Source organism: Chelativorans alearensis (genome assembly GCF_010993735.1).
In the GTDB taxonomy this organism is placed as follows: domain Bacteria; phylum Pseudomonadota; class Alphaproteobacteria; order Rhizobiales; family Rhizobiaceae; genus Chelativorans; species Chelativorans alearense.
The window spans coordinates 359,603-373,096 of sequence record NZ_WQNI01000001.1 but is presented as its reverse complement, the minus strand read 5'-3'; the positions used below and the strand labels follow the sequence as shown (position 1 = coordinate 373,096).

Genomic DNA, 13,494 nt, shown 5'->3' with positions numbered 1-13,494 from the left:
GCGCTTCTTTTCATGTGCCGGCCTCCACGATGGCCTCGATCTCGACCGTGATGTTGTTGGGCAGCGAGCCGACGCCGATCGCCGACCGCGCGTGAATGCCGCGCTCGCCGAGGATCGAGCACAGAAGGTCCGAGCAGCCGTTGACGACGTGGGGGTGGTCGGTAAAGTCCGGCACGGCATTGACCATGCCGAAGATCTTGATGACCTGCCGCACCTCGGCGAGGTCGCCGAGATAATCCTTCAGGACGGCGAGAAGGTTGAGCCCGACGAGCTCGGCGTGGAGGCGCGCTTCCTCGGCCGTCACATCGCCGCCGACCTTGCCGGTTTTCAAGCCGCCGCCGGCTTCCACCGGCCCCTGGCCCGAGACGTAGAGCAGCGAGCCGATCCGCATGACGTTGCGGAAATTGCCGATCGGCCGGGGCGCCCGGTCGGGCAGCGTCAGCCCGCGCAAAGCGAGCCGGCTCTCGGGCGTGTCGAGCGCGCGGTTTACCTGTCTCATCAAATGCTACCTGCTTTCAAACAATGGGAGGTCTGGTGTTCGGAAAGGACGACAGCGCCAGGCACCTGCATGGCACAGGCCTCGTCGGCGAAACTGCAGCGGGTACGGAAGACGCAGCCTGACGGCGGTGACAGCGGGCTCGGGATCTCGCCCTTGAGCACCTGCCTGTTGCGCACGGCATCCGGGTCGGCCACGGGGGCGGCCGAAAGCAGCGCCCGCGTATAGGGATGCGCGGGCTCGGCATAGAGCTTCCTTGCCGTGCCGCTCTCCACCACGCGCCCCAGATAGAGCACGACGATCTCCTCGCACAGATATTCGACGACGGACAGATCATGGGCGATGAAGAGGATGGTGAGGCTGCGCCGGTCCTTGAGGTCCTGCATCAGGTTGAGGATCTGCGCCTGTACCGAGACGTCGAGCGCGGAGACCGCCTCGTCGGCGACGATGAATTCCGGCTCGACCGCGAGCGCCCTTGCGATGCCGATGCGCTGACGCTGGCCGCCGGAGAACTCATGCGGGAAGCGGCTCAGATGGTCCGCCTTCAGCCCCACCTCCTCGAGCAGTCCCGCGGTAAGGTCGCGGCGCTCAGTGCGGCTTTTGCCGATGCCGTGGGTAACCAGCGCCTCGCCGATGATGTCACGCACGCGCATCCGGGGGTTGAGCGAGGAGAAGGGGTCCTGGAAGATGATCTGCATGCGCTTTCGCATGCGCTTCATCTCAGCGCTCCCAAGCGCCAAAAGGTCCGTACCGTCGAAGCGGATGGCACCACCGGAGGGCTCCACCAGGCGCAGGAGGCAGCGGCCGAGCGTCGTCTTGCCCGATCCGGACTCCCCCACGAGCCCCACAACGCTGCCGCGCGGGATGGAAAAGCTCACATCTTTCAGCGCATGCACGTCGCCGGCGCCTGTTTGAAACGTTTTAGACAGACCTTCGACGGCGAGGAGAGTGTCCTGTCTTTCCATCGCGCCCATCACAGTTCTCCCGCCCTGATGCAGCGCGACAGATGCTTCGGCGCGATGCGTTCAAGATGCACGGGTGACCCGCAGGGTTGTACCGCATATGGGCAGCGCGGCGCGAAGGCACAGCCGGGCGGCATGGCGTAGAGCGAAGGGACGGTGCCGGGGATCGGCACCAGCCGCCTGCGGGCGCCGGCGGCGTCGAAGTCGCGCCGGGCGTTGGGGATCGAGGCCAGAAGGCCGAGCGTGTAAGGATGGCGCGGGTGGGCGAAGATATCCTTCACCGGCGCCTGCTCGACCACCTCCCCGGCATACATCACCGCCACCTCGTCGGCTACTTCCGCCACAACGCCCATATCGTGCGTGATGAACAGCACCGACATTGCGAGCTCGCGCTGCAGGCGCCGGATCAGGTCGAGGATCTGCGCCTGGATGGTGACGTCAAGCGCGGTGGTGGGTTCGTCGGCGATCAGGAGTGCCGGATGGCAGACCAGCGCCATGGCGATCATCACCCGCTGGCGCATGCCGCCCGACATCTGGTGCGGATAGTCGTCGAGGCGTTGTTCGGCGCCGGGAATCTCGACGAGGTTGAGCATCTCGATCACGCGGCGGCGGATGTCGGGTGCGGCGAGGCGCTCGTGCAGAAGCAGCATCTCCCCGATCTGGTCGCCGACGGTGAAGAGCGGGTTGAGCGAGGTCATCGGCTCCTGGAAGATCATGGAGATCTCGCGGCCGCGGATCTTGCGCATCGCGGCCTGGCTCTGGCGGGCGAGATCCACCACCGTGCCGTCGCGTTTGCGATAGAGGATGCTGCCGCCGGCGATCTCGCCCGTGGGCCCGAGCAGGCGCATGGCGGACAGCGAGGTGACGGACTTGCCCGATCCGGATTCGCCGACGATCGCCAGCGTGCGGCCCTTCTGGAGGGTGAAGCTGACATCGCGCACGGCCTTGGCGGTGCGCGTCTTGTAGACGAAATGTGTGCTGAGGTTCTGAGCCTCCAGCACGATGTCCTTGGCAAGCGCCGGGGGTGCCTCAGTGCGGGGGATGGCGGGCGCATCAACCATCGCTGCCCTCCCGCTCGGCCCGCGCCGCGGGTGTTGCGACGGCGCCGAGGATGGTGAACCTCGGCTCGAACGTCTTCTCAAGCTGCAACACGTTGCCTTGGCTGTCGCGCGCTTCTTCGTCGCTGTCGGCAAGGTCGAAGACCGTGAAGTCGGCACGGCTGCCCGGCGCCAGGGGTGCGGCACTAAGGCCGAGGAAGGCGCGCGGGTTGGCGGCGATACCGTCGACGCACTCCTCGAAGCTCAAGCCCGCGGCGAGAAGCTTGGAGGCGGTGGTCGCCAGGTCGAAGACCGGGCCGTCGATATCGTGACCGTGCAGGTCGGTGGAGATGGAGAACGGCTTGAGGCCCTGGCGGATGCTCTCCTTTGCAACAGTGAAGCTGTAGGAAGCCGCGCCATGGCCGATGTCCATGCGAACGCCGGCCTCCGCCAGCCTCTTCGCCTGGTCGAACAGGGCCTTCGTGTCGGCGATCGAGCCGCCGCGCTTGCCGTTGAAGCAGTGGGTGACCACGTCGCCCGGCGACAGCAGGTCGAGGACCTGGTCGAGCACCGGCGGCGGCTCGCCGATATGCACCATCAGCGGCAGCCCGGCGATCTCGGCCACGCGCTTGCCGATCTGCAACGGCGTGATGCCCCAGGCGCCGACGATGACCCCGCTGGAGCGCACCTTGACCCCGCATACCACGTCGCGGTTCTTTTCAATGACGTCGAGCGTGCGGTCGACGTCGATGAAGCGCTCGTCGATCAGTTCCGGCACGCGGTTGCAGGCGACGAGGCCGATGGAGCCGATGTTGACGAAGGCCTTGATCGTCTCTTGCTGCCGCTCGATGACATATTCGCGCAGGCCATGGAACGTCGCCTCGCCGGCAGAGCCCGCGTCGGCCATGGCGGTGACGCCGCGTTTCAGGCCGGCCTCGTCGGCGCGGATGGAGATGTCCGTGCCGCCGTGCCAGACATGCACGTGAAGGTCCGCCCAGCCGGGCGAGAGCCAGGCGCCGCCGCAGTCGACGAGCCTGGCATCCGCATCGGCCTTGGCGGCAATAGAGCCGTCGGCGCCGACGGCGATCTCGCTGACGCCGCCTGTTTCCCCGAAGCCGACGAGGCGAAAATTCCTGAGGAGAAGCGCCATTCTCAAAGCTCCTTGGAGATGCGCGGGTCCAGCGCGTCGCGCAGACCGTCGCCGACGAGTTGCAGCGCCAGCACGCACAGCGTGATCGAGATGCCGGGGAAGAGGATCATCCAGCCGGCCGTGTCGATATACTGGCGACCGGTGTTGATCATGGTGCCCCAGGTGGGGGTCTCCGGGTCGATGCCGACGCCAAGGAAGGAAAGCCCCGCCTCGGCGAGCATCGCATAGGCGAAGATGAAGGTTGCCTGGACGATGATGGGCGATACCATGTTGCGCAAAAGGTGATGGACAAGGATGCGCCAGGTGGCCACACCCAGCGCGCGGGCCGCCTCCACATAGGCGAGCTCGCGGATGACGAGGGTGGAGGCGCGCACGACGCGGGCAATGCGCGGCGCGTAGACGATCGACAACGCCAGGACCACGTTGATAAGCGAGCCGCCGAGGGCGGCGACCAGCGAGATCGCCAAAAGGATGTCGGGGAAGGCCATCATGGCGTCGATCACCCGCGACACCGGGCCGTCGAGGCGGCGGAAGAAGCCGCCCGCCAGACCCAATGCGATGCCGATAAGAGAGGATATAATGGCGACGCCGCCGCCGACCAGCAGCGAGACCCTGCCCGCGTAGATCAGGCGGGTGAAGATATCGCGGCCGAACTCGTCCGTTCCGAGCCACCAGGTGGCATTCGGCGCCGTCAGGCGGTTGCGCACCGACATGGCGGCCGGCTCGAAAGGCGTGATCACGGGGGCGAGGATGGCTGCCGCCCCGAAGACGACCAGGATGACGAGGCCGAGCATGACGGCACGGCGCTGCACCAGCACCTTCGCGAGGCTCGCTTCCATGGGCATGGACGTGGTGTCTGCCATGGCCGGCCCCTCAGTATTTCACGCGAGGGTCGATGGCGAGGTAGAGCATATCGACCAGGAAGTTGATGAGGACGTAGAGCCCGGCGACGACGATCAGCGTTCCCTGGATGACGGGATAGTCGCGGCGCAGCACCGCGCCGACGACCAGCGAGCCGATGCCGGGAAGGTTGAAGACCCTCTCCGTCACCACAGCACCCGAGATCAGCAGCGCGAAGGTAAGGCCGACGACGGTGACGATCGGGATCAGCGCGTTCTTCAGCGCATGGCGCAGCACCACCCGCCACTCGCTCATCCCCTTGGCACGGGCGGTGCGCACGAAGTCGTCCGAGAGCACGTCGAGCATGGCGGCGCGCGAGAAGCGCAGGATGAGTGCCGAGTTGACGATGCCGAGCACGACCGACGGCAGGATGAGGTGGCGCATCCGGTCGAAGAAGTCGGCGTCCGGCCCGCCATAGCCGGCGACCGGAAACCAGCCCGTCTTGGTGGCGAGATATTGCTGGAAGAGGAGTCCTGTCCAGAAACTGGGCACGGAGGCCGCCAGCATCGCCGTCGACACGGACGCCTGGTCGAAAAGAGAGCCGCGGGTGTAGGCGGAGACAAGGCCGATCGGCAGGGCGATCACGATGGCGATGATCAGCGAGAAAAGGCTCAGGAAAACGGTCGGCTCGGCGCGCCCCGCCAGGACGTCGAGAACGGGACGGTTGAAGAAGAGGGACGAGCCGAGGTCGCCCGAGGCGATCTGCCCCAGGAAGCCGACATACTGGACGAAGATCGGCCGGTTGAGGCCGAGCCTCTCGCGCAGCGCCATTGCGTCCTCGGGCGTTGCCTCCGGCCCCAGCATAAGGGCCGCCGGATCGCCCGGCGCCAACCGGACGATAACGAAGACCACCGTCAGCACGATGAACATGACGACGGCCATTCCGACGAAGCGTTTAACGATATAAGTCAGCATGATAGGCCTGAAAGCATAAAGCCGGGCGTTAAGTGGCGGGCGCGGACGGCGCCCGCCGGTTCGGTCTACTCGGCCAGCGAGGCGTTCCAGAAGAACGGCCAGGGCGTTTCGTCCATGCCTTCAAGCTTCCGGCTCTTGCCCATCAGGGCGTTGAAGCCGCCGACCTTGTAGAAGGCTGCCTGCTCGTAGACGAGGCGCTGCAGCTCCGTGAACAGTTCGGCGCGCTTCTCCGGGTCGGTCTCGGAGGTGAAGGCGTTGAGCACCTTCTCCTTCTCCTCGTCCGCCCAGCCGGTGTTGGCGGTGGCATTGTAGAGGCTGGTCAACGCCGGCTCCGGCAGGAAGGGCGAGTGGGTGATGTAGATGTCCCACAGGTCCGGCACGTTGCGGCGCTCGCCGAGCGTTGCCCAGTCGACCACCTGCATATCGACGGTGAAGCCGGCGGCCTCCAGGTTGACCTTCGCCACCTCGGCCATCTTGAAGTGGAACTCGTACTGGTGCGAGGTCAGAATCCTGAGCGGCGTTCCGTCGTAGCCGGCCTTTTCCAGATATTCCGCCGCGCGCTCGGCATCCGCCTGGGCGTAGTTCTCGATGCCCGCCTTGTTGCGCCAGACATAGCCTTCCGGATAAAGCGGCCCGTCGACGACGAAGAAGTTCTCGTCACCGAAGGCGGCATAAAGCATATCGTCCGGCGAGAGCGCCGCCTGCACGGCGCGGCGGACGTTGAGGTCGGTCATCAGCCCGGCATGGTGGTTGAAGGCGAAGACCGGCCAGCCGAAGGGGCGCAGGAGCACCGGCTCGGCCGTCTCGCTTCCCTCGAGCCGCGAAAAGGCTTCCGTCTCCAGACCCTCGGCAAAGTGGTACTGGCCGGACATCAGCCCCTCGAGCCGCGTGTTGGGGTCGGGGACGGGCACGAAGCGGATCTCGTCGAGGACCTGCTTGCGCGCGCCGGCGGCCGCGTCCGAGGGTTCGTCACGCGAGGCATAGTCCTCGAACCTCTCCACCTGGATGAACTGGTCGGGGCGGTGCTCGACGAGCTTGTAGGGACCGGTGCCGATCACCTCCCCGATGGTCTCGGAGATGTTCTCCTGCGGATAGATGGCCGCGGCCGAGTTGGAAAAGGCGAGCAGCGACAGAAGCGGCGAATAGGCCTCGTTCATCCGGATCTCGACCGTGTAGTCGTCGGTGGCCTCGATCGAGGCGATCTTGTCGGCGACGCCCTTGCCGCGGGTGGCCACCTCGGTCCAGCGCTTCAGCGAATCGACGACGTCATTTGCGTCCATCGCCGAGCCATCGTGGAAGGTCACGCCCTGGCGGATGGGGATGGTGTAGAGCTTGCCCTCCTCGGCGATGGCCGGCATCGCATCTGCCAGGAGCGGCACGACCTCCCAGTTGCCGTTGAAGGTGAACAGCGTCTCGTAGAAGTGCTGCGTCACCGTGCTGACCACATCCTTGGTCGACATCATCGGGTCGAGCGTGTCCGGCTCGCCGATGATGGCGACGTCGATCACCCCTTCCGCCTGGGCAGGCAGGGACAGGGCACCGAAGGACGCGGCGAGCGCCGTTGCGGTGAAGAACGACCGTAGCTTCGTCATGATCCGTTTCTCCTCTTATTCCATTATTATGATGTTTATTCCCTCTAAGGGGATGATAGTGCGATGATGAAAGCCACGTCAAGCGCCGGGCTTTCGACCACGCTGGCGATAGGGAAAGGCGCGCACCGGCCCTGCGAGCGCCACCTTCGCCCGTACGAAATTATTTTCAGCATGAATCGCGCAAGCCGCGGTCGCGGCACATGGCCGGGAGCGAAGGCAGCGGCGGTGGAGGGGCGGGAATGAAGGCTTGTGAAGAGGGCGGCGGCGCGATAGTTTTTCGGTTCAGATGTGGCAAATCATGAAAAACTTTCACTTCCTCTTGGCCCGTTTCCCTCTACCCAGTGACAGCCGATGCACCGTATTGCCAAGATAGATCATCTCCTTGGAGCGCTCCGCGCGCGGATTTTCCAACCGCTCGATGCCGACGTGCCGTTGTCGTTCCGACAAGTGTCCGATGGCGGGAACGCCGCCGCGCCGGGAGGCGGCTGGCAGGAAATGCGGGACGATCTCGTCTGGGGCGGCCCGGAGCGGCGCTTCCAGTTTGCCGGAACGGCGGAGATTCCCGCGATTGCTGCCGGGCGCAGGGTCTTCCTGGGTGTCGAGGCGGAGTTCGGGCGCCCGATGGGGCGCTCCGACCCGCAATGCCTCGTCTGGATCGGCGACCGCATCGCCCAAGGTGTGGACGGCAACCACCGCGAGGTGCTTCTGACCGAAAACGCCGCCGCTGGCGAGCGCTTCGAGATCGTCATCGAGGCGGAGACGATCGAGGACCGGTGGCTGCTCGGCCTTTCCGCCGCGCTCCTCGTGCACGATGCCGTTGCGCAGAAGGTCTATTACGATCTGCGCGTGCCGGTGGATGTGGCGCGGCATCTGCCGGAGGACGACGCCCGACAGCATCTCATCCTCAACAGCGTCGATGCCGCCCTCGCGGCGATAGACTTCAGGCCGGGCGATGCCGCGCGCTTCACGGCGAGCCTTGCGGCGGCCGAGGCCATCGCCGCGCGCATCTACGAGGCGGCGGATTTCGAGAAGAAGCCCACCGTCGTCGCCACCGGCCACACGCATATCGACGTCGCCTGGCTCTGGCGGCTGGCCGCCACGCGGCGCAAGATGGCGCGCTCCATGGCGACGGCGCTCCGCCTGATGGAAGAGTATCCCGACTACCGCTTCATGTATAATCAGGGCGTCCTCCTCGACTGGCTGGAGGAGGATTATCCCGAGCTCTTCGCACGCCTTGCCGAGCGCGTTTGTGAAGGCCGGTTCGAGATCGAAGGCGCCTTGTGGCTGGAGCCGGACGCCAACATCACCGGCGGCGAATCCTTCGTTCGGCACATCCTGCACGGGGTGCGTTATCACGAAGAAAAGTTCGGCGTGCGTCCGCGCATCGTCTGGCTGCCCGATACCTTCGGCTATACGGCGGCCCTGCCGCAGCTCATGCGGCTTTCAGGTCTCGACGTGTTCGTCACGCACAAGCTGTCGTGGAACGACACCAACCGCATGCCTTACGACACCTTCCACTGGCAGGGCATCGACGGCACGAGCGTCGCCGCCTATTTCCTCACCACCCAGCCCTACGATGCCAAGAGCATCGGCACGACCTACAATCCCGACCTGAAGCCAAGCCACGTGATGGGGGCGTGGCGGCGCTACGGGCAGCAGGCGGCGAACGAGGAAATCTTACTCGTCTACGGCCACGGCGACGGCGGCGGCGGGCCGACGCGCGAGATGCTGGAGAATGTCAGGCGCATGGAGCGCGGCATTCCCGGCTGCCCGAAGGTGCGGCACGAGGCGATGCGCCCCTTCTTCGAGCGGCTTCTGGAGAGGATGGCAGCCGCGCCCGAGCGTTTCCCCACCTGGGTCGGCGAACTCTACCTCGAATATCACCGCGGCACGCTGACCTCGGTCGCCAAGAACAAGCGCAACAACCGCCTGGCGGAGATTGCGCTGAGGGAGATCGAGGCGCTGGCGGTGCTTGCCAATCTCTCTCGCGCCCATCCCTATCCGTCCGAACGCCTGCACCGGCTCTGGCGCATCGTGCTTCTCAACCAGTTCCACGACATCCTGCCCGGCTCCTCCATCGGCGGCGTCTACGAGGATAGCGACCGCGACTATGCGGCCTTCTTCGAAGAGGCGGCGGCGCTGACGGCGGAACTCACAGGTGCGCTGGCGGGGAAGGGGGAACATCTCCTCTTCAACGCTCTCGGCCGGCCACGCGGCGGGCTCGCCGCGCTGCCGGGCGCCGAGGCGAGGACGATCCTCGACGGCGACAAAAGCCTGCCGACGCAAACCGTGCACCGGGCGGACGGCGCGGTGGAGCAGGTCGCGCCCATCGCCGCCGTGCCGGCGCTGGGAACGCGCATCGTGCGGGTGGAGGACGGCACGCCGGCCGAAGGGTCGGGCGACCTATCGGTCTCGGAGCGCCATATCGAGAACGCGGTTCTCACGGTGGCCTTCGACGAGAAGGGGCGCATCGTCTCGATCCGCGACAAGCGCAACGGGCGCGAGGTCCTGAAGCCTGGCGAGAGTGCAAACCGGCTGCAGGCCTTCCGCGACATGCCGGTTGCCTTCGACGCCTGGGAGATCGATCCCGATTTCGAGGACCAGGCGTGGGAGATCGACGATCTCGTCTCGGCCAAGGTGGTCGAGACTGGCCCCTATCGCGCCGCTATCCGCTTCGAATGGCGCTACGAGCGCTCGCGCATCGTCCAGGTGGTGGCGCTGGAAGCCGGGACGGCCCGGCTCGATTTCGACACCTTCGTCGACTGGCAAGAGCAGCACACGCTGGTGAAAGCGGCATTTCCTCTCGACATCCGCGCGGACGCGGTCAATGCCGAGATCCAGTTCGGCCATGTGCGGCGGCCGACCCATCGCAATACGTCGTGGGATACGGCGCGGTTCGAATGCGCCATGCACCGCTGGCTGGATGTCTCGGAGCCCGATTTCGGCGCCGCCCTCCTGAACGACTGCAAATACGGCTACGACGCGAAAGGCACGACGCTCAGGCTCACCCTCCTGCGCTCGCCGACATGGCCCTGGGCGGAAGCGGACCAGGGCGAGCACCGTTTCCGCTACGGCATTCTCGTCCATCACGGCACCTTTGCGGGCGAGGGCGCGCCGGCCGCGGCGGAAGCCTTCAACATGCCGCTCCGGCTGCTGGAAGGCGGTGAAGGCGCGGCGGGCGCTTCCCTCTCGCTTCTCGAGGTGGAAGGGGAGGGCGTCACCGTCGAGAGCGTGAAAAAGGCGGAGGAAAGCGAGGCGATCGTCCTCCGCCTGTGGGAGACGCATGGGCGCAGAGCGGAAGCCGCGCTCATCCTTCCGAACGGTTTTGCCGAGGCGGCCGAGGTCGACCTTCTGGAGCGCTCCCCCGAAGCGCTTCCCTTGACGGATGGCAAGGTAAGGCTGGACTTCGCCCCGTTTCAGATCCGCACCATCCGGCTGGGGAGGGCAATCGCATATGGATTGTGATTTCTTGCTCGGACCCCCACCCCTTACCCCTCCCCTCAAGGGGGAGGGGGATTCTGAGGCGTCGGCGCCCCCCTCCCCCTTGAGGGGAGGGGTGAGGGGTGGGGGTCCCGGCGAAGCCGGCAAAAATAACTCATATGCGTTGACCTTGGCTCGACTGGGGAGAGGGTAGTCGTGGGAAACCAGCAGCACCATTTCATTCACACCGTCACCGACTTTCCCGGCGGCGAAAAATCCTTCGTCGAGATTCCCTTCCACGTCGGGCCGGAGGTCGAGCGGATCGAGGTTTCCTACCTTTTCCCGGCCGGCAGCGGCGGTAGCGTGATCGATCTCGGCATGGCGCACGAAGGGCGCATGCGCGGCTGGACCGGATCGGAGTACGGCCACATCACGATCGCCGCCGACAGGGCGACGCCCGGCTACCACCCGGGCCCGCTCGCCGGGCGCTGGGACGTGGTGTTGGGTATCGTCAAGGTCGGGCCGGATTGCCGGGTCGACGTGACGATAAGGCTGATCCCGCGCAGCGCCCGCTGGCTCACCGGCGACATCCATTCCCACACCGAGCATTCCGACGGCGGCGTGCCGGTGGGCGACGCGATCCACCGGGCACGCACCGCCCGCCTCGACTTCGTGGCCCTGACCGACCACAACACCACCGCGCAGAACCGCGTGCGGCCGGACGATCCGGGCATGCTGGTGATCCCCGGCATGGAGTTGACCAGCTACTGGGGCCACACGAATTTCCTGGGCGTCGCCGACCCCGTGGAGGATTGGCGCTGCCGCCGGCCGGAAGACGTGGCCGAACGCATGGCCGAGGCGCGAGCGAACGGAGCGACCATCGTCATCAACCATCCTTTCCAGGGCTCGGCGGGCGGCAAGTGGCAGTGCGGGCTCGACCTCGATTTCGACGCTATCGAGATCTGGAACGGCCATTGGTCGCCCCTGAATGCGGATGCCCTTCACTTCTGGCAGGAGCTTTTGGCCGCCGGAAGGATCGTCCCGGCGACCGGCGGCAGCGACTTTCACCTGAAGAACCGGCGCCGGCACGGCCGCCCGTCGAACAGGCTCCTCGCCTATGGCGAAGCGGTGGCCGACGTGCTCGACGCCGTCAGGGCCGGGCGCAACGTGGTGTGCTTCGGGCCGGAAACGACGATGGCCGAGCCGCTCGACGGCGCCGCCATGTTCGGAGAGCGCGTGCCCTCCGGTGCGCCCTACGCGGTGCGGTTTTCGGGGCTTGCGGCGGGCGATGAAGTGCGGCTCGTCACCGAACGGGGGACGGTCGAGGCCCTGCGGGTCGAGCCGGGGCAAACGAAAATGACGAAAGAAGGGCGGATGGATGGGCGGTTTGCGCGCTTCGAGGTCTGGCACGGCCAGGAGCCGCGACTTTTCACCAACCCGTTCTATGGGGAGTAGCGCGAGATGCATCCAGTGTATCCAGCCGCCACCACCGCCGTCATCCCGGAAGCCGGAGAGATAGCGGAGGCTGTCCGGGACCCATTCCGGAAGGTGAACTGGTCACGGAATGGGTCCCGGACAAGCCTGCAGCTTTCCGGGATGACGACGGTGGTTGCGGCTCTACGCAGCCCTCTCAGCCGCTCCGGATGAAACCCATGCCCCCACGCAAGAAGGTCGGCATAAAGGACATCTCGCGCGAGGCGGGGGTGGCCATCTCGACGGTCTCGCACGTGCTCAACGGCACGGCGCCCATCTCGGCCGAGGTGCGGGCGCGTGTGGTCGATGCGGCGCGCCGGCTCGGCTATCTGGCGGAGCGGCAGGCCAAGGCGACGATCACCGCGCTCGATACGGTGGTGCTCGCCGTGCCGGATGACGCGATGCCGGAGAACGAGATCAATCTCTTCTCCTGGACCGTGCTCAACGGGCTGACGCGCGAGTGCGAGCGCCGGGGCGTCCGGCTTGTGCCGCTCACCGGCAACGGCTCGCTGACGGCCCGCAAGATCGTCGAGACCGCCCAGGCGGAATCGGCCGACGGCGTTCTGCTTCTCAACGACGACCGGCGCGAGGTTTTGCATGGGATCGGCAATGCCGGCATTCCGGCGGTACTGATCAACGGCGAAGACCTGGAGATGAAGATCGACAGCGTCACGCCCGGCAACCGCTTTGCCGCGCAACTGGCGACCAACTGGCTGATCTCGCAGGGGCACCGCACCATTCTGCACCTTACCTGGGAGGGGCGCACGACCATCCGGCGCCGCCGCGACGGGTTCATCGACGCGTTCAAGGCAAATGATCTGCCCCTGGCCGACGCGCGCGTGCTTTATACCGGCGGGTACGAGCCGAAGCTCGGCGAAAAGGCGATCGCCCACTGGCTTGCCGAAAGCGGGGGGCTCGACGGCGTGACGGCGATCTTCTGTGCCGCCGACAACCTCGCCCTTGGCGCCATGCGGGCGCTCGCAGCAGTGGGTATCCGCATCCCCGAGGATGTTTCCGTCATGGGTTTCGACGGCGTGGCGCTCGGCGAACTGGTGACGCCGCCGCTGACCACCGTCTATGTGCCGCTCAACCAGATGGGCCCGGAGGCGCTGCACCTTCTCGAGCAGCGTGTGCTCGCCAATACCACCGAGCGCGCCGCGCATCGGCTCGAACTCGGCTGCAAACTTGTCATCCGCAAGAGCGTCGCCACGCTCAGTGGGTGAGGGTTGCGCTAATCAATTGAAAAATTTGCGTTCTCTTTTTCGGCCTTTTCACTGGGATGGCTACCCGCCGGCGTGGAGGCTCGTGCAAATATTTTCTGTTGATTCGTAGCGAAATTGTCGCAATTGTATATTCTAACAAGTGGCGCATGCATGAGGCGGTGATAAGAAAGCAAGGCTGCTTCGGCTGCGGGAGAAGAAAGCAGCAAAAGGGAGGACATGAAAATTTTTTCGTTATGTTTGCCGCCCGAATATCGGGCAGAGCCAGCGCCGGCGGATCGCCGCGCGCCCGCGCATACGCGCGTTCTTCTTCTCAAAACCAGTGAGGC

Annotated in this window: 11 protein-coding genes; 3 read left to right on the top strand and 8 right to left on the bottom strand. The window is 65.9% G+C overall.

Annotated features, from left to right (window positions below):
* Nucleotides 1–10: 10 nt before the first annotated feature.
* The 7 genes from GPJ75_RS01645 to GPJ75_RS01615 all read right to left on the bottom strand — a co-directional run bounded on the left by GPJ75_RS01645 (nucleotide 11) and on the right by GPJ75_RS01615 (nucleotide 7,052).
* Nucleotides 11–499 carry a RidA family protein gene (locus tag GPJ75_RS01645; RefSeq protein WP_163264425.1) on the bottom strand — a complete coding sequence of 163 codons (489 nt, stop codon included), beginning with the start codon at nucleotides 497–499 and terminating at the stop codon, nucleotides 11–13.
* The gene (locus tag GPJ75_RS01640) at nucleotides 499–1,470 is read right to left on the bottom strand and encodes an ABC transporter ATP-binding protein (protein WP_163264423.1); all 972 of its coding nucleotides are present in this window, start codon (nucleotides 1,468–1,470) and stop codon (nucleotides 499–501) included. The genes GPJ75_RS01645 and GPJ75_RS01640 overlap by 1 nt, the downstream gene beginning before the upstream one ends.
* Complete coding sequence (locus GPJ75_RS01635) at nucleotides 1,470–2,519, bottom strand: ABC transporter ATP-binding protein (protein WP_163264421.1); 1,050 nt, start codon at nucleotides 2,517–2,519, stop codon at nucleotides 1,470–1,472. The genes GPJ75_RS01640 and GPJ75_RS01635 overlap by 1 nt, the downstream gene beginning before the upstream one ends.
* Nucleotides 2,512–3,645, bottom strand: a complete 1,134-nt coding sequence (locus tag GPJ75_RS01630) for an amidohydrolase family protein (RefSeq protein WP_163264419.1) — start codon at nucleotides 3,643–3,645, stop codon at nucleotides 2,512–2,514. Before GPJ75_RS01630 ends, GPJ75_RS01635 begins: the two co-directional genes overlap by 8 nt.
* Before the next feature lie 2 nt (nucleotides 3,646–3,647).
* Entirely contained in the window at nucleotides 3,648–4,508 is an 861-nt protein-coding gene (locus GPJ75_RS01625) for an ABC transporter permease (RefSeq protein WP_163264417.1), read from the bottom strand.
* Between the two features lie 10 nt (nucleotides 4,509–4,518).
* Nucleotides 4,519–5,460 (bottom strand): ABC transporter permease, encoded by a 942-nt coding sequence (locus GPJ75_RS01620; protein ID WP_163264415.1) that lies wholly within the window; start codon nucleotides 5,458–5,460, stop codon nucleotides 4,519–4,521.
* 65 nt (nucleotides 5,461–5,525) lie between these two features.
* Complete coding sequence (locus GPJ75_RS01615; protein WP_163264413.1) at nucleotides 5,526–7,052, bottom strand: ABC transporter substrate-binding protein; 1,527 nt, start codon at nucleotides 7,050–7,052, stop codon at nucleotides 5,526–5,528.
* Nucleotides 7,053–7,547: 495 nt separating this feature from the next.
* On the opposite strand from GPJ75_RS01615, the gene GPJ75_RS01610 reads away from it, so the two are divergent.
* From GPJ75_RS01610 to GPJ75_RS01600, 3 genes are all read left to right on the top strand, one after another.
* Nucleotides 7,548–10,517, top strand: coding sequence for an alpha-mannosidase (locus GPJ75_RS01610; protein ID WP_246248866.1), 2,970 nt, complete (start codon nucleotides 7,548–7,550; stop codon nucleotides 10,515–10,517).
* A gap of 171 nt (nucleotides 10,518–10,688) precedes the next feature.
* Entirely contained in the window at nucleotides 10,689–11,927 is a 1,239-nt protein-coding gene (locus GPJ75_RS01605) for a CehA/McbA family metallohydrolase (RefSeq protein ID WP_163264409.1), read from the top strand.
* Nucleotides 11,928–12,124: 197 nt separating this feature from the next.
* Nucleotides 12,125–13,168, top strand: coding sequence for a LacI family DNA-binding transcriptional regulator (locus GPJ75_RS01600; protein ID WP_246248865.1), 1,044 nt, complete (start codon nucleotides 12,125–12,127; stop codon nucleotides 13,166–13,168).
* Nucleotides 13,169–13,176: 8 nt separating this feature from the next.
* Here the strand turns inward: GPJ75_RS01600 and GPJ75_RS01595 are convergent, their stop codons facing one another.
* Complete coding sequence (locus GPJ75_RS01595; RefSeq protein ID WP_163264405.1) at nucleotides 13,177–13,386, bottom strand: hypothetical protein; 210 nt, start codon at nucleotides 13,384–13,386, stop codon at nucleotides 13,177–13,179.
* Nucleotides 13,387–13,494: the final 108 nt, after the last annotated feature.